This is a genomic window from Flavobacterium sp. ZE23DGlu08 (genome assembly GCF_030505335.1).
GTDB lineage: Bacteria > Bacteroidota > Bacteroidia > Flavobacteriales > Flavobacteriaceae > Flavobacterium > Flavobacterium algoritolerans.
This window is the reverse complement of record NZ_CP130045.1, coordinates 2208915-2232597: the sequence shown is the minus strand read 5'-3', so window position 1 is coordinate 2232597 and position 23683 is coordinate 2208915. Positions and strand designations below refer to the sequence as shown.

Sequence of the window (23683 nt, the reverse complement as noted above, 5' to 3'; positions counted from 1 at the left end):
GATGTTGGCTAATTTTCTGATTGGGAACTCTGTTTAAATTATTTTCTCTTCAAAAGGAATATTCTCGTCTAAAATTTCGCTCAATAAAAGAACCATTTGCTCTAAATAATTACTCAAAATTTCTTCATTTATAATCGAATTTATTTCTTTGTCTTCTTTAAAATTAAACGGAAGAAAACCTGCCTTTAAATTCTTAAAAGAAATAATTCCTGCTTCAATTGGCTTTCCTTTTGCCTCATGTTCATACATATAAGCATACGCGAGCACCTGAATGATTTTATCGCTTTTAATGTCTTCGGTTAATCCTTTCCAAGATTTCAATGTGACACTTGCTTTTTCTACTTTTCCTGTTTTATAATCAATGATTCGAATAATTCCGTTGCGCTCTTCAATTCGGTCCACATTTCCTTTTATCAATACCGGAAAAGGCAAATTAGGATGATGTAATGGTCGCTCGAAAGTTTGTTCTAACGCTAGAATTTTTATTGCATCTCCGTTCTTTATACTTTCCAGTTCTACTTTTAAGAAATTCGAAACATTTCGTTTAGCAACTTCAAACGCCAATAAATTTCGACCTTTTTTGATTTCGCCTTCTTTATACACCAATTTGAATTGCTTCAAAACCTCAGCGTCAATTTGTTTGAAACAATTTAAAATATCACTTTCCGAAATAAATTTGCCAATGAAAGGTTCATACAAAACTTTCAAAGTTTCGTGGATAATGGTTCCCAACGTATTCAAGGCAATATTTTCCTCGACTTCTTCGACTTCGCTGATGCGTAAAATCTTCTGGAAATAAAACTGAATTGGATTCCGGATATAACTCGTCAATGCCGATGGAGAAAACCCTTTTTCTGCAATTTCTTTCAATCGCAACATTACACTTTCCGATTTTGGAATCACCATCGGTTGATATGCTGTTTCGGGTAAAACAGCATTATAAATTTCGTGTGTCAATGTATGATTTTTTTGCTTTTCGACTTCGAGTTGGGTTATGAATCGACTTTTTTCACCCGCATCCAAACCTTCACTTTCAGTATTATACAGTAAATAAATATTTTTGGCACGTTGCAACAAATGATAAAAATGATAGGTATAAATGGCATCTTTTTCCTTGAAAGTTGGCAACCCCAATTCACGTTTCACATCATACGGAATAAACGAATTTTGTGATTTTCCCGCCGGAAATTTCCCTTCATTCATTGAAGTTACAATAACGGTGTCAAAATCCAAAACACGGCTTTCTAAGACTCCCATAATTTGCAAACCATTCAAAGGTTCTCCTTCAAAAGAAACTTCGGCTAAATCAATTACTTGTTTGTAAATGGCATAAAGCGTTTCTATTTTATCGATATGTTCGTGCTTGGAATAGTAATTAATCAGTTTATTGATGACTTTGAAAATGGCAAAAACAAAAGCCTTTGTGATTTTTTCTTCTTCGTTGTCGTTACTTAAATTTTCTTTTATGGTTTGCAATAATTTAGAAATAGTCTCTAATACCGGAATCGAACCATTTTCCCATTTTTGGAATAACAAGAGAAACAACTCGCTTGGAATTACATTCAATTCCATCAATTTATGATGCGTAATAAAAGTATAATTATTTTGATTGATAGTATGGACAAGCGCGCTGGCTTTCGCATACGGCTCCACCAAAGGATGCGTCAAAATATCCAATACATCTTTGTAATATAAGACATAGCTTTTAGCATTTCTGGACAACGCATTCGTGTGCATTTTGAATAATTTGGCGATCAAAATCTGGGCTGGATTGTTCTTGCTTGAATACCCCATCGTGATATTCAAAGCTCCAACGCTTGACGGTAACGAATATAAAAGCGGCACCAGAAGATTTTCCTCGCCTAAAACCACAGCCACTTTATCCAACTTCCCGTTGGGATTTTTATTAATGACATTCTCAATAATACTTCCGGCTATTTTGGCCTGACCAATTGTTTTTGGCGTTCCAATAACCTGTATGTTTTTAGTCTGCGAAAAATCATTTACAATCCATTCAAACGGATGTAGTTTATAATGTTTCCAACTTTCTTTGAAACGTCGCACAAACAGCCCTGCATCGTGATACGGATCATTGAGAAATGTTTGATCTACGTCCCAATATATTTTGGCCTGATCAGAAGCGATAAGGTGCTGGATTATTTTTTCTTCGGCTGCATTTAATGCATTAAAACCGGCAAACAGGAATTGTTTACCTTGTAACGAATTCGAAAAATGATTTAGATTATTAACTGCTTCACGATAAATCAAGCCTTGATATCCAATTCCTTTGTTTAGCAAATGTGTATAAAGTGATTGATAATAATTGGGTAGTAATTTCCAAAAATCGATATATTTCTCTAATAATACCGTTTTATTTTCGACTTCAATTCCCCATTTTTTAATATCCTCGATATCTTTCAAATACGAAAGAACATGTGATGGTTCTAATAAATAGCGGTCAATTTCATTAAAATCTTGTAACAGCGTTTTTGCCCAATTGGCAAACAATTCAAACGTTTGTTGATTAGCTTTATCGGTAATAGATAAGTAGACTTCGTAGAATTCAAATAATAGCTCAATAGGATCTATGGTTCGGATTCCCGCAATGTTTTGCACAAAATCCTCGATACTTATAATCTCGGGAGAAAGTATATTAGTTGAAACTTGATTTTTTAACGCTTCAATCAGAAATATTTTAGCTCGTTTGTTTGGTAAAACTACAATCGCATTGGAAAGATTGCCTAAATAATTTTCAATTAAAACTGTGGCTATTTTATCTAAAAAAGAAGTATTTGTCATTCTATAAAAATAAAAAAACGCCCCGATAAATCGGGGCGTTTTAATAAATATTTTAGAAAGAAATTATTCTTTAATCAAAGATATTTCAACTCTTCTGTTCATTGCTTTTCCTTTTGCAGTTTTGTTAGTTGCAATTGGTTTAGTTTCACCAAAACCTGTAGATCTAAGTCTATCAGCAGCAATTCCGTTTTCAATTAAATAATTTTTAACTGCAGCAGCTCTGTTCTCAGATAAAGTTTGGTTAAGTTCATTACTACCATCACTATCACAGTGACCTTCGATCATAAATCTTGAATAAGGATATTCTTTTAAGATTGAAGTGATTGATTGTAAAACTGTGTAAGTACCTTTTTGGAAAGTAGCTTTACCAGAATCAAACAAGATAATTTTGCCATAGTTGTTTAAAGTTTTCATAACTTCTTCAGAAACTTCTGGACAACCTTGATTAGCAACAGTACCTCTTACTTCTGGACATTTATCATCTTTGTCTAAAACACCATCTCCATCAGTATCTGGCCAAGGACAACCTGCGTTTTCTTTAGGACCTGCAACAGTTGGACATTTGTCATCTTTATCAGCTACTCCGTCTCCGTCAGTATCAGGACAACCTTTCAATGCAGCTAAACCAGCAACTTCTGGACAAGCATCATCTTTATCAGCAATTCCATCTCCGTCAGTATCAGGACATCCGTTCAATGCAGCTAAACCAGCAACTTCTGGACAAGCATCAGCACTGTCTTGAATTCCATCTCCATCTGTATCAGGACATCCGTTGAATTCTTTTAAACCAGCAACTTCTGGACAAGCATCATCTTTATCATAAATTCCATCACCATCTGTATCTTTACCTCCGAATTTGAAGATAAGTCCAGCTGAATGTTGAAAATGTGATGGTGCATCTGGAACTCCAGCTGCATCTTCTCTATCTCCAAAAGATTTTTTATATTTTGTAGCAAGTTCTAAACCAACATTTTCAGTAAACCAAAAAGTTAATCCAGCTCCTGGGTTTAAAGTTCCGTAGCTACTATCACCAAAGAAAGTATAACCTCCACCAACAGATAGAGACGGATCAATAACTTTAGAACTAATTAAATTCATGAAACTATATTTGATAGTTGCATCAACACCATAGTACATTAAATCACCTGGGTTAGAAACTACATATCCACGAGAATCATGACCTACTGCAGTTGGAGCAAATCTCACATATTTGTCAATTTTATTCACAGATCCAGAAAGTCCAAAAGAGAAATTATCTCCTACGTATCTAGATACACTTAAATAAGACACAGAAGGAAGAATATTCCAATTGTCTTTAATTGCGAATGGTTGAGAAAAATGTTGATCTAGCCAATTATGTCCTCCACCAGCACTAGTTTTAGTGTCTACGGCATTAACTCCAAAAGAGATTGCCCATGGATTGTTACTGTCTTGTGCTTGAGAACTTAATCCCATCACCATCATTACAGCAACTAAAAGTTTGTTAAGATGTTTCATACTTAATTTTTTTAATTACAATTTAGTTAATTATAAACAAAAGTAATGCGTAAATTTTTAACTACAAAACTAAATGTTAAAAAAAACCCATAAAAACTGTCAAAAGTGGAAATTATATAACTTCAAATCAAAATTCTATAACATTTAGCATTCTACCAACTTCAACAAAAGCACTGATAGCCTTATCTAGGTGTAATTTTGTGTGTGCTGCAGATAACTGTACTCTAATTCTCGCTTTATCTTTAGGAACTACTGGAAAAAAGAAACCAATAACGTAAATCCCTTTTTTCAAAAGCTCCTCTGCCATTTTTTGTGACAATTTTGCATCATATAGCATAACCGGAACTATAGCAGAGTCCCCATCAATAATATCAAAACCAGCTTTTTTCATTCCTTCTTTGAAATAGTTAGTATTCGATTCCAATCTATCACGCAATGAAGTATCCTTTTCTAATAATTCAAAAACTTTAATAGAAGCTCCAACAATTGCTGGCGCCAAAGAATTAGAAAACAAATACGGTCTGGAACGTTGACGCAATATTTCGATAATTTCTTTTTTGGCAGTCGTATAACCACCCATAGCGCCACCAAGTGCTTTGCCTAATGTTCCGGTAATAATATCTACTCTACCCATTACACCTTTTGCCTCGAGCGTTCCTTTTCCGGTTGCACCAATGAATCCGGCAGCATGACATTCATCTACCATAACCATCGCATCGTATTTATCTGCTAAATCACAGATTTTATCCAAAGGAGCTACGACACCATCCATAGAGAAAACACCATCTGTTACAATCAACTTGAAACGAGTTCCTGCATCAGTAGCCTTTATTAATTGTTGCTCCAAATCTTCCATATTGCTATTTTCATAACGATATCGAGCAGCTTTACACAAACGAACACCATCTATGATAGAAGCATGATTCAAACTATCTGAAATTATCGCATCGTTTTCCCCTAATAAAGGTTCGAAAACTCCGCCGTTAGCATCAAAAGCTGCCGCGTAAAGAATAGTATCTTCAGTACCATAAAATTCAGAAATCTTTCTTTCCAATGTTTTGTGAATATCCTGAGTTCCGCATATAAAACGCACCGATGACATTCCGAAACCATGTGTATCCAAAGCATCTTTTGCAGCCTGAATTACTTCTGGATGTGATGACAATCCAAGATAATTATTAGCACAAAAATTCAGAACAGTTTCTCCTGTAGAAATAGTGATTTCTGCTCCTTGAGGCGAAGTGATAATTCTTTCTTTTTTGAAAATTCCATTATCTTCAATAGTTTGTAATTCTGCTTGAAGATGTTCTTTTATTTTTCCGTACATTAGTTAGTGTTTATTAATTCGTTTTATGTTTATAAATATCTCAAGCTACAAATTTACTACATCGATTTCTTTTCCTATATATATAAGTGCTTTTTTTATCACTTTATATCCCATTAACTCAATTGCTGTTTGATAATTTTCCAATTGCTGTTGGTATTTCACATTATGTGTTCCTGTTTTATAATCCAGCAATAACACTTCTTTGTTTTTTGTTAAAACCATTCGGTCCGGTTTAATGGTTTTACCTTCTTTTTGAATAATAGTTTGTTCATTCAAAACTTCATTTCCTTCGGCAAAACAAATTCCTAATTCACTGTGATTGACAATTTCTTGAATCGTATTAAAAACTATTTCTTTTTGAGCAAAAGTGATCAATCCATTTTCAATAGACTTTGTAATTGCCAAATCAACATCATTTTTCGTTTTGACAAAAGATAAAATCTCATGAATCACATTTCCGTATTCTATAGCTTCCTGCTGATGCGTTCCCCACATTAATGCTTCTCGTTGCGCAATTTTTATATTCTTTGGATTCAGAATTTCAGAAACCAAAGGAATCGTTTTTGAAGTGTCGATGTGTTGTTTTACTGAAGATAATTTCGCTGGATTTCCAAATTCATATTCCAATTTATTTTCATCAAACCCAACTTTATTATCCAAATAATTAATAAAAAAACTACACATATTATTCTTTGGAATTTCTCCTTTACTGGATAAATTCATATTCGAAATCACATATAATTGCTCCTCAGCTCTTGTCAAAGCAACGTATAAAACATTGATGTTATCTAATAATTCTTCCTGCTTTTTTTGATTATAAACCTCCGCAGCTTCGACTCCAAATCCTTCCACCGCTTTACTATTGTCAATCAATACTTTTGGCAAACCAAAATCTTGTTCCTCCGCGTTGAGCCATAATTTATCTTTTGGCTTTAGACTATAATCTTCTTCTGCAAAAGGAAAAATAACAACCGGAAATTCCAATCCTTTCGATTTATGAATCGTCATAATCCGAACTGCATTAGTACCTTCTGGAGACGGAATACTGAATTTCTCCGCATTTTTATCCCAGAAATTCAAGAAATCCGAAATTCCTGCTTGATTGCGAATATCTCGCTCCAGAACAATATCCAGGAAATATTGAACGTAGGCATTACTAATTTTTGGGTTCAGGAACTTTGTTATTATTGTCTCCACCGCTTCATACAATGATTTTTTTCTAATGTTTTGAAACGAAAGCGAAACATCGAAACTCATCAACCAATTTTCGAAATCAGCTTCTTGAAACAACGCCATTCCTTGAGCGATAAAATCATGAATAGGTAATTTATCCTGACTGTTCTGCGCTAAATATTGAAGAAAATTTGCTTTGGATTCCAAATCAGAACTGTTTTTCAGGTATTTCAATAAATGAATAATCAATCGAACTTCGGTGGCATTTTGAATCATCAAAGTTTCCGATGACAAAAGTGGAATCCGTTGCTCGGTCAAATAATTCGCAATCGCAATTCCTTGACTTCGTTTCCGAGTAAGAATCACAATATCTTTGTATTGAAAGCCTTGTTGCAGTACTTTTTGAATCGTATTTAATGTCGCTAAAACATACAAATCGGTTTTGTCCAACGTTTCTTCATCTTCCGAAGTTTCTACTTTTGGAATGAAAGAAATATTTACGTATCCACCGGTTTTGTCATTCGTTTTTTGATGACTGTGATTTTCATACAAATCTTTATAATCCAAATGTTCGAATTCGTTCGAAATCAATTTGAAAAAATCATTGTTAAATTCGATTATTTGTGAATAAGAGCGGTAATTTTTATCTAAATGTTCGAGTCTTTTGTCTGGGTTATTGAACGGATTTTGGTCTTTACTCAACTCGATAAATTGTTCTGCTTTCCCGCCACGCCATCTGTAAATAGATTGTTTTGGATCGCCAACAATCATCAAAGTTCCTTTTACTCCAAAATCATCCTGACCCGAAAGCGCATTATCAATCAGCGGAATCAGGTTTTGCCATTGCATTTCGGAAGTATCCTGAAATTCATCAATAAAAAAATGACGGTAGCGCTCGCCCAATCGTTCATATATAAAAGGTGCCGGCTGATTTTGAATTTCGCGATGGATAATCGCATTAAATTCTGAAATAGAAAGTACATTTTGCTCTTCCTGAATTTTGGTTAATTCATTACTTACGGTATTTAGTAATGATAATGGCGTAATGTTTTTCAGGAACGCTTTATAGAAATTTATCTTTTCGAAAGCTGTGTAAACTTTAGTAAGAATTAACAAAAATTCAGGAATAAGATTTTCAATAATCGCTCGATCTTTTGCCGTTTTATTGATTGCAATATCATCAAACTCATGAAAAGTTTTATTCTTGGGATTGAATTTCCCTTGTTGAATACTAGTAATATGATTTGGAAAAGTCCCTCTGGAAAAAGATTTTACATCAATTCCGTTTTTATCAATTACCGTTAGCGCTTCTTCTGCAAAAATAATAGTTTGCTTTTCTAAGTGTTTGCAGGCTTCGGAAAGTTTGTTTTTTATTTCGACAAATTCAGTGATGGATTTATCTTGAAAATGGGTGATTTCGTTTCTGTTATTTTCGTTTAAAACCAATCGACCCGTTTCGAGAATTTCCCGAGAAATATCCCAAGATTTATCATCATCGGTTTTTTCCATCGTGAAATCAATTAACAATTTTGTTAATGTTTCATCTTCTCCAGCTTGAGCAATAATAGCATCGACGGCTTCTATCAATAAATTTTCGGTATCCAAAGTGACTTCAAAAGTCATGGGCAAATTCAAATCATGCGCAAAAGCCCGAATCACTTTATGCGTAAATTTATCAATGGTCGAAATATCAAAAGCGGCATAATTATGAATAATGTGCTTAATGATTTGTTGGGATTTCGTTTTGATTTCAATAATCGAAAGTCCTATTGGTTCTTCGCTCCATTCTTCAGGATTATTTTCTTTTCGTTTTCCATTCACCAAATCCTGCATTAAATTCTGCGCTTTCTCGCTGGGTTCGTCTTTAGCAAATTCGGATAAACTGCCTACGATTCGGCTTTTCATTTCGTGAACCGCTTTGTTGGTAAACGTAATGGCGAGAATGTTTCGGTAGGCATCATTTTTTGGCGCGACAAGGATAATTTTTAGGTATTCTTTGACAAGCGCATAGGTTTTTCCGGAGCCTGCCGATGCGTCGTATATGGAGAATGAAGGTCTTTGCATTAAGATTTTAGATTTCTGATTAACGATTTTAGATTTCTGATTTAGAATTAGCGTCCTAATTTCTCATATCTCCTAGCCCTGATGGAAACGGCATCCTTTTTATAAGGTGATTTTTCTTCACTTTATAAAAAGATATAGTGAACAGCAGGAAATAGCTTCTAAAAACACACGTATTAATAGGTTACTTTTAAAATTTGCCCCGAAACTTCGGGATAAAACTTAAAAGTAGTATTTTTGCAGCATGGAAACAAATAGACAGAAAAAAATAGGTGGGGTTATCCAAAAAGATTTGGTTGATATTCTGCAAGGTGAAGTGAGAAAAAACGGATTGGCTAATTTAATCATTTCGGTATCCAAGGTTACTGTGACTACAGATTTATCAGTAGCGACAGTGCATTTAAGCGTTTTCCCTCAGGACAAAGCAAAAGAGATTTTAGAGGCGGTGAAGTCCAATGCTAAAAACATTAAGCATGATTTATCACAACGTGTTCGCTTACAATTAAGAAAAGTTCCAAATTTGGTTTTCTTTATTGACGACTCTTTGGATTACATTGAAAAAATTGACAACGCCTTAGCCAACAGAGATAATCCTATCGAAAACAGAGATCTTTTGGACAAACGCAGATTTCAATAAAATTTGAATTTCCCCCTTTACATAGCCAAACGCTACATTCGTAGCAATAGTAAAAATAATGCTATCAATATTATCAATCGCATTGCCAGCATGGGAATTATTGTTGGCGCAATGGCTTTGTTTGTGGTTTTATCTGTTTTTAGCGGGTTGAAAGTTTTTAGTCTTTCGTTTACGAATGAGATTGACCCCGACCTAAAAATAAGCAGTACTCTGGGAAAATCCTTTTTGATTTCTCCAAATCAAGAAAGCCAAATCAAGAAAATTGACGGTTTGGTTTCGTATACTAAAATTATTGAAGAGCGTGTTTTATTCACTTTTGACGGAAAACAGGAAGTTACCTACTTGAAAGGTGTTGATTCTAATTTCAGTAAAGTAAATGCCATAGAAACAAAACTTTTCAATGGACAATGGTTGAAACCAAATACGTATCAAGTGGTTGTGGGCTACGGAATTTCCCAAAAATTCTCCATGGGATTACTGGATTTTAATCGTCAATTAGAAGTTTTAGTTCCAAAGCCAGGAAAAGGCGCTATCGAAAATCCAGAAGAAGCTTTTAACAAAACGGATCTAATTCCTGTTGGGATTTATGCCATTAGCGAAGATTTAGATTCGAAATATGTTTTTGCTGATTTAGGTTTAGCGCAGGAATTATTGGAATACAAAACCAATCAGGTTTCCGGGATTGAAATCAAGACAAAAACCGATGCTGACGAAAGTGTAATTACAGAACAACTTCAAACTATTTTCAACAATAAAATCACCGTAAAAAACAGGGCGCAACTCAACGAATCGCTCTATAAAATGTTGAATACCGAAAATATTGCCGTGTATTTAATCTTTACTTTGGTGATAGTTGTGGCACTTTTTAACTTGATTGGCGCGTTAATTATGATGATTTTAGACAAAAAAGGAAACCTAAAAACCCTTTTTAATCTTGGAACCGAAATCAAGGATTTACGAAAAATATTCCTGCTTCAAGGCACTTTATTGAGTGTTTTCGGCGGAATTATTGGCTTGGTTTTAGGAATTATTATTGTGTTGTTACAAGAATATTTTCAGTTGGTCATGATTACTCCTACACTGGCGTATCCAGTAATTTTTTCTCTCGAAAACGTACTAATCGTCATGGGAACTATCGTTGCACTAGGCTTTATTGCTTCCTTAATTGCAAGTAGTCGCGTGAGCAAGAAGTTGTTGGATTAATTTTTTTAATTAAAAAGAATATTTACATTTACCTTTCTTAAAATCTAAACGCTATGATAGTTTCTGTCTAGTCCTTCTTTATTTCTAAATAATTAGGGCCACTTTATTTACTTTTAGGTCCAGCTAATACGTCTGGACTTTTCATCTTATTAATCCTAATTTATCATGACAGAAACAACAATAGAAAAAAACTTATTTTCTCGAATTTTTGCAACATTAAAACAAGCTATCAAAGGAGATGAATCTTTTGATTACACGTCTGGAAGCATCAAAAAAGGAGTAATTCTTCTAGCCATTCCGATGGTATTGGAAATGCTTATGGAATCCGTTTTTGCTTTAGTCGATTTATATTTTGTTGGTCATTTAGAGCAAAGCAGTTATGCTATTCAAGCGGTTGGTTTAACCGAATCGGTAATCACGATTGTTTATTCTATTGCTATCGGAATTAGTATGGCTGCTACTGCGGTTGTTGCTCGTAGAATTGGCGAAAAAGATCCTGTTGCTGCTGCAAAATCCGGAATGCAAGCCATTATTATTGCATTTGTTATCAACACAATAATCAGCATTTTTGGTTTTATTTATGCCAAAGATATTTTGTTATTTATGGGAGCCTCTATTGAAGCTGCTGAATATGGGCTAAACTTCACTCGAATTATGATGGGCGGAAGTTTATGCATCATGCTTTTATTTCTTATTAACGGAATATTCCGTGGTGCAGGAAATGCTGCCATTGCCATGAAAAGTCTTTGGTTGGCTAATATTTGCAACATTATTTTATGTCCCATATTAATTAATGGATTTGGACCTATTCCTGCTTTTGGATTAATGGGTGCAGCAATGGCAACAACTATAGGCAGAAGTATTGGTGTTTTGTACCAATTGTATCATTTATTTAATGGCAGGGGAATATTGAAAATTATACCTTCTTATTTCATTCCAGATTTGGAACAAATAAAAGCATTGGTAAAAATCGCTGCTCCTGGAGTATTACAATTTGTAATTGCTTCCTGCAGTTGGATATTTTTGGCTCAATTAGTCGCCACAACGGGTGGAGATCATGGTTCGGCGGGATATCAAACGGCATTGCGCATCATGATGTTTTTTATTCTTCCTGCTTGGGGATTAAGTAATGCTGCTGCAACTTTGGTGGGTCAAAATTTAGGTGCCAAAAAAATTGAACGTGCCGAAAAATCCGTTTTTACGACCGCAAAATACAATGTAATTTTTATGGCAATTATTACAGTTATCACATTGTTTTTTGCCAGTTCCCTGATTTCATTTTTTACAAATGATCTTATTATTCAAAAGATTGCCGTTGAAGCATTACAAACCATGTGTTTGGGATATGTTTTTTATGGAATAGGAATGGTGTTAATTAATACATTCAATGGAGCCGGTGATACCTGGACTCCAACAATGATTAATTTTTTCGGATTCTGGTTGTTCCAAATTCCATTGGCTTATTTATTATCCAAATATTATAAAATGGGACCAACAGGTGTTTTTATAGCGATTCCTATAGCCGAAACCGCAATTACTTTAGCAAGTATCGTTCTTTACAAAAGGGGGAAGTGGAAACGTATAGAAGTATAACAAAAAGGGCTTAACAAATTGTTAAGCCCTTTTTTATTTTAAACAACCTCGTATCCTGCATATGCCTCTTCAATCTCATTCAAAGCAGCAAATAATTCTTCAGGACGATCCAGCGTTACTAATTTTTGTTTGTAGGGTTTAAAAGAATGAATTCCTTTAAAATAATTGGTGTAATGAGGACGCGTTTCAACAATTCCTAGTCTTTCTCCTTTCCATTCCATTGCCCAAGTGAGGTGGTTGCGCACCGCTTCAACTCTATCGACAACGGTGGGTTTTGGCAAATGTTCTCCAGTTTTGAAGTAATGTTTGATTTCATTAAAAATCCAAGGGTAACCAATAGCTGCACGACCAATCATGATTCCGTCAATGCCATATTCATTTTTGTATTGTAATGCTTTTTCCGGAGAATCGATATCGCCGTTTCCAAAAATTGGCATTGTGATTCTAGGATTGTTTTTTACTCGGGCAATGTGCGACCAGTCGGAATGACCTTTATACATTTGGGCACGGGTTCTGGCGTGGATGCTTAAAGCGGCTACGCCAATGTCTTGCAAACGCTCAGCAACCTCATCAATATTAATGGAATTATCGTCCCAACCTAAACGCGTTTTTACCGTAACCGGCAAATGGGTACTATCTATAACAGCCTGAGTCAAACGAATCATTAAATCTACATCTTTCAAAACACCGGCACCAGCGCCTTTGCAAACGACTTTCTTAACGGGACAACCAAAATTAATATCTATTAAATCTGGGTTTACTGCGGAAACAATTTTGGAGGACATGGCCATTGCTTCTTCGTCACCACCAAAAATTTGGATTCCTACAGGGCGTTCGTAATCGAAGATGTCTAATTTCATTCGGCTTTTGATGGCGTCACGAATTAATCCTTCGGAAGAAATAAATTCCGAATACATCAAATCGGCACCATGAGCTTTACACAATCTGCGGAAAGGCGGATCGCTCACATCTTCCATAGGCGCGAGAAGTAAAGGGAATTCGGGTAATATTATGTTGCCAATCTTGACCATCTTCATTTATTTTGGTGCAAAATTACGTTTTTTAGATGAAAGGATAAAAGAAGAAAGAAGAAAGACTTAGTATTAAACCGATTAGTTTGCGAATTCGGGACTTTGAAACTGTTGAATTTAGCTTATATTTGCAGATTAATTGTCGCTGTTTGGCGATTGCGTGAGGGATAGCAGTGAAAATCCTTTTCCTTTTTTCTTTAAAAAGGAAAAGATTGTAGCGAAAAGCCCGACCCTTGTGGTCACGCCCTGAAATAAATTCAGGGTAAACCCAAATAAATTTGATATTATTTAGAACATGAAACATATTAGGAATTTTTGCATTATTGCACATATTGATCACGGAAAAAGTACGCTTGCTGACCGATTACTTGGCGCAACACAAACTGTTACCGCTCGTGAAGAAAAGGCGCAATTGCTTGACAACATGGACTTGGAACGTGAACGTGGGATTACGATTAAGAGTCACGCGATTCAGATGGAATACACATATAAAGGACAAGAATACATCCTGAATTTGATTGATACTCCGGGACACGTGGATTTTTCGTATGAAGTTTCTCGTTCGATTGCAGCTTGTGAAGGCGCGCTTTTGATTGTAGATGCAGCGCAAAGTATCCAGGCACAAACGATTTCGAATTTATATTTGGCTCTTGAAAATGACTTGGAAATTATTCCTGTTTTGAATAAAGTAGATTTACCAAGTGCCAATCCTGAAGAAGTAAGCGATGATATAGTGGACTTATTGGGATGCAAATTAGAGGAAATTATTCATGCATCAGGTAAAACTGGTTTGGGTGTAGAAAATATTTTGGCAGCCATTATTGAAAGAATTCCTCCTCCATCAGGAAATGTTGACGAGCCTTTACAAGCGTTGATTTTTGACTCGCACTACAATCCGTTTCGAGGAATCGAAGTTATTTTTCGTGTGAAAAATGGACAGATTAAAAAAGGTCAGAAGATAAAATTCATGGCTACCGGAAACGAATATTTTGCAGACGAAATTGGTACCTTGAAACTAAATCAAGTTCCGAAACAAGTAATTTCAGCTGGTGATGTTGGGTATTTAATTTCTGGAATTAAAGAAGCGAAAGAAGTAAAAGTAGGTGATACGCTAACAGATGCGAAAAACCCGACTACAAATATAATTACTGGTTTTGAAGATGTGAAACCAATGGTTTTTGCGGGAATTTATCCTGTGGATACTGAAGATTACGAAGAGTTGAGAAACTCTATGGAAAAACTGCAGTTGAATGATGCATCATTAGTGTTTTTACCGGAAAGTTCAGCAGCTTTGGGATTTGGTTTCCGTTGCGGATTTTTAGGAATGTTACACATGGAAATCATTCAAGAACGTTTGGAGAGAGAATTCAACATGACTGTAATCACTACAGTTCCAAACGTTTCGTATTTGGCTTACACCAAAAAAGATCCTACAACACCGCTTATCGTAAACAATCCTTCGGACTTGCCGGAGCCTTCTCGTTTAGACCATGTTGAAGAACCTTTTATCAAAGCAACAATCATTACTAAATCTGATTATGTTGGAAATGTAATGAGTTTGTGTATCGAAAAACGTGGATTGATTACCAATCAAACATATTTGACTACAGAACGTGTAGAGTTGACTTTTGACATGCCGTTGGCCGAGATTGTATTTGATTTTTACGACCGTTTGAAAACAGTTTCTAAAGGATATGCTTCCTTTGATTATACGCCTATTGGAATGCGAACTTCTAATTTGGTTAAAGTGGATATCTTATTGAACGCGACGATTGTTGATGCTTTGTCATCCTTAATGCATGCCGACAATGCGTATTCTATTGGAAAAAAAATGTGTGAGAAGTTGAAAGAATTAATACCACGTCAGCAATTTGATATTCCTGTACAAGCAGCAATTGGGGTAAAAGTAATCTCTCGTGAAACGATAAAAGCGTTACGTAAAGACGTTACCGCAAAATGTTACGGTGGAGATATTTCGCGTAAACGTAAATTATTGGAAAAACAGAAAAAGGGTAAAAAACGTATGAGACTAGTTGGAAATGTTGAGATTCCACAAGAAGCGTTTATGGCTGTTTTGAAGTTGAATGATTAATTTTTTTAGAGAATAGAAGAAAGAATAAAGAGAAAACCTGACGATGTAAAAATTGTCAGGTTTTTTTGTTTTTATTTATTCTTCAACCATTCGAACAATCGTTCTGCATCTTCGGACTTAAACAATTGGGTTCCTTCATTCATTGTTGCTGCCGATCCACAGGCAACGCCCCAACGAATAACTTCTTTCAGGCTTTTATTTTGCGAAAGCGCCCAAACCATTCCGCCTACCATACTGTCACCGGCACCTACTGTGCTTTTTTTGGCAACGTTGGGAGCTGGTACAAAATCATAGGAGTCTTTGGTAACCAAAACTGCGCCTTGCGGACCAAGTGAAACAACTACGATTTCGGCTCCGCCTTTTGCAATGATTTGTTTTGCGGCTTCGTTTACCTCCTCCAGTTCCAATCGTTCCACACCTATTAATTTTGCCAATTCTCCAACATTGGGTTTGATCATATAAACACCAATTTCTAATGCTTTTTTTAATGATTCACCAGAGGTATCCACAATTAACTTAGCATTTGATTTTTTGGCTATTTCAGCAATTTTTTGATAAAAATCTATTGACAAACCGTCATTCAAACTTCCACTGGCTACTAGAAATTTTAGATCAAAATTAGCTATGGTTTCTAATATTCTTTTGCTTTCTTCTTCTGAAATTTTTCCGCCTGTAAATCCAAATCGGTATTGTGAATTGGTATTATCATCCACAGCGACAAAACTTTCTCTTGTCCAAGTTTTGACTTCGATTGCTTTAAATTCAACAGATTCTTTACTAACCAATTCCTCAAGCATTTTACCCATTGGTCCACCTGAAGTAAATACCGCTAAAGATGACCCTCCTAGACGGGAGATTGCCTTAGAAACATTGATTCCTCCTCCTCCCGCATCATAACGTGGTTCATCACATCGTATTTTTTGTTCCGGGACTAAGCCTTTAAAATGCGTGCTTTTATCTAAAGCAGGATTAACTGTAAGCGTAACTATATCAAATGATTTCATCTTTCACAAATTTTACTACTCTAAAGGTCGGATAAAATTCATAAAAATTGGTACAAATCAAGGCGAATATTTCTTCGTATATTTGCAACCTCAAAAACAATTAAAATAATGATTGAAGATAAAAACCCACAACGAACAAGTATTGCTCAATTAGGAGAATTTGGATTGATAGACCATTTGACAAAAAACTTTGAAATCAACCAACCTTCGACTTTAAAAGGAATTGGGGACGATGCTGCCGTTTTGGATTTCAAAGATAAAAAAGTAGTTGTTTCTACAGATTTGTTGATTGAAGGCGTACATTTTGATTTGGCTTACATGCCCTTAAAACATTTAGGCTATAAAGCAGTCGTAGTCAATGTTTCTGACATTTGTGCCATGAATGCCAAACCAACGCAAATCACGGTTTCTGTTGCTGTATCAAATCGTTTTCCTTTGGAAGCATTAGATGAATTATTTGCAGGAATTACGCATGCAGCGCGTGAATATAATGTAGATGTTATAGGTGGCGACACTACCTCATCACAAAAAGGATTAATCATCAGTATAACTGCTATTGGAGAAGCTGATGAAGAGGAAATCGTGTATAGAAATGGCGCTAAACAAACTGATTTATTAGTGGTTACTGGCGATATTGGAGCTGCTTATATGGGATTGCAAGTTTTAGAAAGAGAAAAGCAAGTTTTTCAGGTGAACCCAAATTCACAACCAGATTTAGACGCGTATACCTATTTAATTGAACGTCAATTGAAGCCGGAAGCACGCAAAGATGTCCGCACTTTATTACACGCTTTAGAAATAAAACCAACTTCAATGATTGATATTTCAGATGGATTGTCATCGGAAATTATGCATTTATGCAAGCAGTCTAAAGTGGGTTGTAATTTATATGAGGACAAATTACCAATCGATCCAACATTTATTAATGTTTGTGAAGAATTTAATATTGACAGTACAACGGTTGCCATAAATGGCGGAGAAGATTACGAGTTACTCTTCACTATTGCCATGGAAGATTTTGAAAAAATCAAAGCAAATCCAAATTTCACTATTATTGGTCACATGACACAAGAAAGTGAAGGCATTCATTTAGTAACTCGAGCTAACACAAAAATTGCTTTAAAAGCCCGTGGCTGGGATGCTTTGACACAATAAAATTTCTTTAAATAAAACAAAAAACGACACCAATTAAGTGTCGTTTTTTTGTTTAAGAAATTAAAAAAGTAATCCTTTGCTTTTAGCTTCTCGGACTAAGTCGATATCACTACCTTCTTCTATTTTTAATAATTCTTTTAATTTTATTTTTCGCCTCTCAATTGCTCCTAATGAAATTGGAATATATTGCGGGATATCACTCAGTTTCGTTCCCTTTGAAATATGAAATAAAATTTCTTTGTCAAATTGATCAATTTCTATACTATCTTCTTCCGATTGAGATAACATTTTTAGAACAGACTGACTATAATATTTTTCATTTTTTATAACTTTATCAAAAGCGAAAAGTAATTCATCAAATGTTAAATCATTTTTTATGACCAATCCATTAGGATTTATAGTTTTGATGATGGTTTTTATTTTTAATAATTCTGTATACATTGTAAGCAAAATTATTTTACAGTTTGGCATAAATTCCGATATTAATCTTGCCAAATCCTCCCCTGAATAAATATTTTTTTCTTCATAAGGAGGCATACTAATATCTAAAAAGGCAATGTCAAACAACAAAGCATCAGGATTTGTAATAATACCATAAGCCGATTCACAGTCTTTAGCTTGTGTTATGAAAAACTCAAACTCATCAGGATTATATCTAGTAATTGCATTTTTGTATCCTTCTATAATAAAAGGGTGGTCATCAACGATTAATATATTATTTTTTTTTGTTGATTGGTCAATTATCATTTCTGTATAAGTTTTTTATATTTATTCTATTGGGACTGTAATTGTTATAATTGTGCCTTCTCCTTTTTTTGATTTTATATCAACAACTCCGTCACATTCATTAGTTCGAAAAAGTATATTTTGCAAGCCAATTCCTTTCTTAGCTGTCTTAACATTGAAACCGACTCCATCATCACTCATCATTAAAATCAGATGATCTTCTTCTTTTTTAAGTTCAATTTTAATATTATCTGCTATAGCATATTTATTGACATTTTGAAGTACTTCCTGAAGAATTCGATATAAATTAATTTTGACTGAATTACTTACTAATTCCCATTTAATACCTGAATCAATAATTGAAACTAATTTTGATTTAAATGTCTTTTTTTGATCCTCAAACAAATTGTCAACAATAGCAACGAAGTTATTAATTAATTCTGATTTTTCTCTATTTAAATCATGAGAAATTTCACGAATATCCTGCTCAATACTTTTCAACTCTGTTAAGTAGTTATTTCTTTTTTCAACAGCAGTTCCATCATCAATTTTATTTAAGCTGTCTAAGTTAATTCGAACACCAAACATCCTTCCTAAAACTCCATCGTGTAATTCACGAGCGACTCTTTTTTTCTCCTTAATTCTAATCCCTTCAATAGTATTCTGTTGTGAAATCATTAAATTATAGATTTCCTCATTTGCTTTTTGCTGCTGTTGTTTGAATAACAACTCTCTATTTTTTGCTTTTTGAGTTTTGATTACAAAAGTAAACAACCCTAACATTGCTAATCCACTGAAGATAAAAACTAAATTCCTATTTTGGGTTGTTAAACTTGTATTCTCACTCTTTATTTCATCTGTTTCATATTCAATGCGGGTGAATTTATCCCTAATTTTTCGCTCTACCTTTTGGAGACTATCATTTATATGAATATACTCCTTCGTATAAGATGATGCTTTTTTGGGTTCTATAGCTGCTAATTGCTTTAGAGCTCCTAAAACATTTCTATAATTTTTAGTTTTACGAGATAGCATTAATGCTTCATCTGAATAACGGATTGCCTGTACGGTATCTTTTTTGGAAGCAAAATATTCCGATAAATGAATTTTATTCAAAATTACACCTGCGGTCAACTGTAAACTATCTCTTATTTTAAGTGATTTATAAAACAACTCAGGAAGTCCCTCAGATTCTTTCAATTTAAATTTTGAATATGCCAAATTATCTAACAATATAGCATATAAAGAAGGTTTGTCGGTAATTAAGTCCTTTTGTTCTAAGCCTTGAATAAAATATGCTTTTGCTTCTTTATGTTTATTCAAATTCTGATAAACAAACCCTATATTATTTAATGACGTAGCTTTTGACTGAAACACTAATGGGATAACTTTATTATCTATACTAGCCAATGCCTTATTTTGATAACCAATTGCTTTATCATAATCACCCTGCTCATTATATATTAATCCTAAAAGATTATAAGATTCATATATTAAATCATTAGCTTTTTCACCCTTTATAGCGCTTAAAGCTTTAAAAACTTCTATTTCTGTCCCTAAAAAATCACTTTCATTATACTTCAGTAATGCCTTATTCAAGCGAGTTCTAGCTAGATTATAATTATCTTGTCGATTTAAATAAATCTTTTCAGCTTTAAAATAATACATAAAAGCGGTATCTGATTCTCCTTGCGCCCCATAATAATCACCTAAATAGATGAAAGATTTTAAAATATTTACTGTGTCGTTTATAGTTTTTGATCTTTCTAAAACTACTTTCACTGTTTTTTTGTAATCTTCCCAATTATCCATATTATAATAGCGATTAGCTATTTTGAAAAGATTAGCTCTATTTATTGAATCGTTGGGTTTATCACTAATAATTAAAAATGCCTTTTGGTTATACTTTTGCCTTTCCATTTTAGGCAAATTAAAATCATTAGCTAAAGTTAGATAAATAGAAAGACTATCTTCAGATGAATTATCAGCTGGATTTAAACCATCTCTGTTAGTACAACTAAAAAAGGGAAACAGTATTAATAAAAATATGTTACGAAAAAATTTCAATAGTTCATTTTTACCAAAAATACTAAAACTATTGACATAAAAAAAGGCTGTCATAAAATGACAACCTTTTTTTTATTTTAAAATATTTTATTAGTCAACTTTCTTGTTACCCCCTGCTGATCCTCCACCAACTAGGTCTACTTTTTTATTTCCTCCTGCTGATCCTCCACCAACTAAATCAACTTTTTTATTTCCTCCTGCTGATCCTCCACCAACTAGGTCTACTTTTTTATTTCCTCCTGCTGATCCTCCACCAACTAAATCAACTGTTGCGTTATTCTCTGCTTTGGACACATTAGTAGTCTCTGGTGTTGTAAAAGATGTTAATATCATTACTAAAGAGAATAATCCGATTGTTAAGATTGCTTTTTTCATAATTTGGGGTTTTTATGTTGTTGTTTTGTTTTGTCTTATCTTGGAACCACATTTACATTGGATTCTTTTGTAAAACTACAGAGACAACTTCAAAAATTCCTACAAAAAAAGGCGTTTATGGTAGAATGTAGCCGTTTGATAGTGAATGACTGTCAAATTAAAGTGAATGACTATTTTTTAAATTTCCAGATAATTTCCATTGGAAAAATCAGAAATAATTAGGTCGATATTTACTTTATATGATTTGGAGAAAGGAAGTTTCACAGCACTGTTCTTAATATAACACACTGAATTCCCACTATGAATCCTAGAAATATAATTACGATTGACTATATAACTGTTATGAATTCTAATAAAAGGAAACGATAAGACGCCTTCAAAATGCTTCAATGTTTTGAAAGCAGTTATCATCTCACCATTATTTAGATATATATCCGTAGAATTATTATCGGCTTGGAAATAACAAATATCTTTAGCATCAATATATCTGTAATCACCATAGGATTTGACACACAGGATTAGAGATTGATCTTGATTTGGTGTTTCTTGTCTGGGAAAAACTTCCGGTTCTCTATCAGCAACTGATGACTGCTCTAAAAAAATTTCTTTCGGAACAATTGATTTATTTAATTTTAAAACTGATTTTACAACATCGATTCGTGTCAGTGGTTTTATTAAATAATCGAAAACCTCATATTTTATAGCATCAAAAGCTAAATCTTTCCTAGCCGTTGTGATGATAATTTTAGGAATCACGTTCAAATACCTGTATAACTCATTAATTAGAGTCAACGACAAATTACTAGCCGGATTAACTGGGTCAATTTCCAGAAAAACTATTTGTGGAGTATGTTCTAATATTAGATTCAAACCCTCTTCATAATTATTAGCCGATGCTACAAAATCAAGTTCTGAAAAACTATCAGCTATGGCTTTAGTTTTCAAAACACTTTCTTGATCGTCGTCAATAATAATGTACGAATAATTCATCAATGGTTTTTCGTGGAATTGTTAGGCATTACATTATACGTCCAAAGTAAAACATACTTCAAATTATTAAGTAACAATGGTAGTTTTGGGAAACTAATTAAACAAAAAATGCTTATTTAACATTCTAAAAATAAGCATTTAACCTTTTTTCCATATATGTTGTTAATATGTTCTTAACAAATGTTGACATGTTAAGATGAAGTGCAAATAAATCCGATAAAGAGCGCAAATCTATAGCGCAAAAGAAACTAATAACTCCGTTTATTCTAATTAATTGCGTATCAAAAAAATCATTTGATACTATCCTAAAAACAAAAAGCCTTCCTATTCGGAAAGCTTTTCTTATATAAAAAATTTTTAATTACATTTTCATCAACCAATTTTTCATCGAAACTTCATTCTCTATTATTGATTTCAAATCACTAATATTTACACGATCTTGTTTCATCGTATCTCTATGACGAATTGTTACCGTTTGATCTTCTATTGTTTGATGATCGACTGTAATACAAAACGGAGTTCCTAGTGCATCTTGCCTTCTATAACGTCTTCCTACCGCATCTTTTTCATCATACGAAACATTGAAATCCCAACGCAAATCATCAATGATTTTATGTGCTATTTCTGGCAATCCATCTTTTTTTACCAATGGTAAAATTGCTGCTTTTGTTGGCGCTAAAACTGCTGGTAATTTCAGTACTGTTCTTGTAGATCCATCTTCTAAAGTTTCTTCTTTTAATGAAGTAGCAAAAACAGCCAAAAACATTCTATCCAATCCTACTGAAGTTTCCACTACATAAGGAACGTAATTCTGATTCAATTCGGCATCAAAATATTGTAATTTTCTACCTGAAAATTGTTCATGTGCTTTCAAATCAAAATCAGTTCTTGAGTGAATTCCTTCCAATTCTTTGAACCCAAAAGGGAAATTAAACTCAATATCAGCAGCTGCATTCGCATAATGTGCTAATTTTTCGTGATCGTGAAAACGGTAATTTTCTTTTCCTAAACCAAGTGACAAGTGCCAATTAAGTCTAGCTGTTTTCCAATGTTCGTACCATCTCATTTCATCGCCTGGACGTACAAAAAATTGCATTTCCATTTGTTCAAACTCACGCATTCGGAAAATAAATTGTCTCGCAACAATCTCATTTCTGAAGGCTTTTCCAGTTTGTGCAATTCCAAAAGGAACTTTCATTCTTCCTGATTTTTGAACATTCAAGAAGTTAACAAAAATACCTTGAGCTGTTTCCGGACGTAAATATAAATCCATTGCAGAATCCGCTGAAGCTCCAAGTTTTGTTCCAAACATCAAATTAAATTGACGTACTTCGGTCCAGTTTCTTGAACCTGATTCCGGGCAAGCAATTTCTAATTCTTCAATTAATGCTTTTACATCTTCCAAATCTTCGTTACCAAGAGAGCGAGCCATTCTTTCCAGAATTTCTCTTTCTTTGGCTTTGTACTCCATCACACGGGCATTTGTTGTTACAAATTCCTGTTCGTTGAACGCATCTCCAAAACGAGCTCTGGCTTTTTCGATTTCTTTGATTGCTTTCTGATTTAGCTTTTCGGCATAATCTTCAATCAAAACATCGGCTCTATATCTTCTTTTTGAATCTTTGTTATCAATCAATGGATCATTGAAAGCATCTACGTGACCCGATGCTTTCCAAGTCGTTGGATGCATCAAAATTGCCGCGTCAAGACCAACAATGTTATCGTTCATTTGAACCATTGCTTTCCACCAATATTCGCGTATGTTCTTTTTTAATTCTACTCCGTTTTGTGCATAATCATAGACTGCACTTAAACCATCGTATATTTCGCTTGACGGAAAAATAAATCCGTATTCTTTTGCGTGCGAAACTACATTCTTAAATAAATCTTCTTGTTTTGCCATAATGATGCAAAAATATAAAAAGTGAACTTAAAAAAAAGAAAATTGTTAAA

At 34.0% G+C, this 23683-nt stretch carries 16 protein-coding genes; 5 read left to right on the top strand and 11 right to left on the bottom strand.

All coding sequences use genetic code 11. The features are described from left to right. Positions 1 to 33 precede the first annotated feature (33 nt). From Q1W72_RS09695 to Q1W72_RS09680, 4 genes are all read right to left on the bottom strand, one after another. Entirely contained in the window at positions 34 to 2799 is a 2766-nt protein-coding gene (locus Q1W72_RS09695; protein WP_302134967.1) for a PD-(D/E)XK nuclease family protein, read from the bottom strand. A 63-nt stretch (positions 2800 to 2862) separates the two neighbouring features. Beyond that, positions 2863 to 4296 carry an OmpA family protein gene (locus Q1W72_RS09690; protein ID WP_302134965.1) on the bottom strand — a complete coding sequence of 478 codons (1434 nt, stop codon included), beginning with the start codon at positions 4294 to 4296 and terminating at the stop codon, positions 2863 to 2865. A 127-nt stretch (positions 4297 to 4423) separates the two neighbouring features. Continuing rightward, the gene (kbl, locus tag Q1W72_RS09685; protein WP_099714151.1) at positions 4424 to 5623 is read right to left on the bottom strand and encodes a glycine C-acetyltransferase; all 1200 of its coding nucleotides are present in this window, start codon (positions 5621 to 5623) and stop codon (positions 4424 to 4426) included. Between the two features lie 45 nt (positions 5624 to 5668). Next, positions 5669 to 8860, bottom strand: a complete 3192-nt coding sequence (locus tag Q1W72_RS09680) for an exodeoxyribonuclease V subunit beta (protein ID WP_099714150.1) — start codon at positions 8858 to 8860, stop codon at positions 5669 to 5671. A 241-nt stretch (positions 8861 to 9101) separates the two neighbouring features. Between Q1W72_RS09680 and rbfA the strand changes: the two genes are divergently transcribed. From rbfA to Q1W72_RS09665, 3 genes are all read left to right on the top strand, one after another. Beyond that, positions 9102 to 9494 carry a 30S ribosome-binding factor RbfA gene (gene rbfA, locus Q1W72_RS09675; RefSeq protein WP_099714149.1) on the top strand — a complete coding sequence of 131 codons (393 nt, stop codon included), beginning with the start codon at positions 9102 to 9104 and terminating at the stop codon, positions 9492 to 9494. A gap of 3 nt (positions 9495 to 9497) precedes the next feature. Further along, positions 9498 to 10697 carry an ABC transporter permease gene (locus Q1W72_RS09670; RefSeq protein ID WP_099714148.1) on the top strand — a complete coding sequence of 400 codons (1200 nt, stop codon included), beginning with the start codon at positions 9498 to 9500 and terminating at the stop codon, positions 10695 to 10697. Between the two features lie 165 nt (positions 10698 to 10862). Continuing rightward, on the top strand, positions 10863 to 12290 hold the full coding sequence (locus tag Q1W72_RS09665) for an MATE family efflux transporter (protein ID WP_099714147.1): 1428 nt from the start codon (positions 10863 to 10865) through the stop codon (positions 12288 to 12290). A 38-nt stretch (positions 12291 to 12328) separates the two neighbouring features. Here the strand turns inward: Q1W72_RS09665 and dusB are convergent, their stop codons facing one another. Continuing rightward, positions 12329 to 13321 carry a tRNA dihydrouridine synthase DusB gene (gene dusB, locus Q1W72_RS09660; RefSeq protein WP_099714146.1) on the bottom strand — a complete coding sequence of 331 codons (993 nt, stop codon included), beginning with the start codon at positions 13319 to 13321 and terminating at the stop codon, positions 12329 to 12331. A gap of 295 nt (positions 13322 to 13616) precedes the next feature. Between dusB and lepA the strand changes: the two genes are divergently transcribed. After that, a complete protein-coding gene (lepA, locus tag Q1W72_RS09655) occupies positions 13617 to 15413 on the top strand; it encodes a translation elongation factor 4 (protein ID WP_099714145.1) in 1797 nt (598 codons plus the stop codon). Between the two features lie 71 nt (positions 15414 to 15484). Here lepA and Q1W72_RS09650 read toward each other — a convergent pair whose 3' ends face one another. Then, complete coding sequence (locus Q1W72_RS09650) at positions 15485 to 16417, bottom strand: 1-phosphofructokinase family hexose kinase (RefSeq protein ID WP_099714144.1); 933 nt, start codon at positions 16415 to 16417, stop codon at positions 15485 to 15487. Positions 16418 to 16525: 108 nt separating this feature from the next. Here Q1W72_RS09650 and thiL point away from each other — a divergent pair, with 108 nt between their 5' ends. Then, positions 16526 to 17572 carry a thiamine-phosphate kinase gene (gene thiL / locus Q1W72_RS09645; RefSeq protein WP_099714143.1) on the top strand — a complete coding sequence of 349 codons (1047 nt, stop codon included), beginning with the start codon at positions 16526 to 16528 and terminating at the stop codon, positions 17570 to 17572. A gap of 60 nt (positions 17573 to 17632) precedes the next feature. Here the strand turns inward: thiL and Q1W72_RS09640 are convergent, their stop codons facing one another. The 5 genes from Q1W72_RS09640 to Q1W72_RS09620 form a co-directional block, all read right to left on the bottom strand. Further along, entirely contained in the window at positions 17633 to 18319 is a 687-nt protein-coding gene (locus Q1W72_RS09640) for a response regulator (protein WP_099714142.1), read from the bottom strand. A gap of 21 nt (positions 18320 to 18340) precedes the next feature. After that, positions 18341 to 20419 carry a tetratricopeptide repeat-containing sensor histidine kinase gene (locus tag Q1W72_RS09635; RefSeq protein ID WP_099714141.1) on the bottom strand — a complete coding sequence of 693 codons (2079 nt, stop codon included), beginning with the start codon at positions 20417 to 20419 and terminating at the stop codon, positions 18341 to 18343. A 36-nt stretch (positions 20420 to 20455) separates the two neighbouring features. After that, positions 20456 to 20740 (bottom strand): 3-oxoacyl-ACP reductase, encoded by a 285-nt coding sequence (locus Q1W72_RS09630; protein WP_099714140.1) that lies wholly within the window; start codon positions 20738 to 20740, stop codon positions 20456 to 20458. A 177-nt stretch (positions 20741 to 20917) separates the two neighbouring features. Continuing rightward, positions 20918 to 21730: a LytTR family DNA-binding domain-containing protein gene (locus Q1W72_RS09625; protein WP_099714139.1), complete on the bottom strand. Its 813-nt coding sequence runs from the start codon at positions 21728 to 21730 to the stop codon at positions 20918 to 20920. 361 nt (positions 21731 to 22091) lie between these two features. Then, positions 22092 to 23633, bottom strand: a complete 1542-nt coding sequence (locus tag Q1W72_RS09620; protein ID WP_302134951.1) for a glycine--tRNA ligase — start codon at positions 23631 to 23633, stop codon at positions 22092 to 22094. Positions 23634 to 23683: the final 50 nt, after the last annotated feature.

Excerpts from the sequence above, each read along its gene's own strand:
- lepA (WP_099714145.1), top strand. The coding sequence starts at position 13,617 with ATGAAACATATTAGGAATTTTTGCATTATTGCACATATTGATCACGGA.
- dusB (WP_099714146.1), bottom strand. The coding sequence starts at position 13,321 with ATGGTCAAGATTGGCAACATAATATTACCCGAATTCCCTTTACTTCTC.
- Q1W72_RS09680 (WP_099714150.1), bottom strand. The coding sequence starts at position 8,860 with ATGCAAAGACCTTCATTCTCCATATACGACGCATCGGCAGGCTCCGGA.
- Q1W72_RS09695 (WP_302134967.1), bottom strand. The coding sequence starts at position 2,799 with ATGACAAATACTTCTTTTTTAGATAAAATAGCCACAGTTTTAATTGAA.
- kbl (WP_099714151.1), bottom strand. The coding sequence starts at position 5,623 with ATGTACGGAAAAATAAAAGAACATCTTCAAGCAGAATTACAAACTATT.
- Q1W72_RS09665 (WP_099714147.1), top strand. The coding sequence starts at position 10,863 with ATGACAGAAACAACAATAGAAAAAAACTTATTTTCTCGAATTTTTGCA.
- Q1W72_RS09650 (WP_099714144.1), bottom strand. The coding sequence starts at position 16,417 with ATGAAATCATTTGATATAGTTACGCTTACAGTTAATCCTGCTTTAGAT.
- Q1W72_RS09625 (WP_099714139.1), bottom strand. The coding sequence starts at position 21,730 with ATGAATTATTCGTACATTATTATTGACGACGATCAAGAAAGTGTTTTG.
- Q1W72_RS09630 (WP_099714140.1), bottom strand. The coding sequence starts at position 20,740 with ATGAAAAAAGCAATCTTAACAATCGGATTATTCTCTTTAGTAATGATA.
- Q1W72_RS09640 (WP_099714142.1), bottom strand. The coding sequence starts at position 18,319 with ATGATAATTGACCAATCAACAAAAAAAAATAATATATTAATCGTTGAT.
- rbfA (WP_099714149.1), top strand. The coding sequence starts at position 9,102 with ATGGAAACAAATAGACAGAAAAAAATAGGTGGGGTTATCCAAAAAGAT.
- Q1W72_RS09690 (WP_302134965.1), bottom strand. The coding sequence starts at position 4,296 with ATGAAACATCTTAACAAACTTTTAGTTGCTGTAATGATGGTGATGGGA.
- Q1W72_RS09635 (WP_099714141.1), bottom strand. The coding sequence starts at position 20,419 with ATGACAGCCTTTTTTTATGTCAATAGTTTTAGTATTTTTGGTAAAAAT.
- thiL (WP_099714143.1), top strand. The coding sequence starts at position 16,526 with ATGATTGAAGATAAAAACCCACAACGAACAAGTATTGCTCAATTAGGA.
- Q1W72_RS09620 (WP_302134951.1), bottom strand. The coding sequence starts at position 23,633 with ATGGCAAAACAAGAAGATTTATTTAAGAATGTAGTTTCGCACGCAAAA.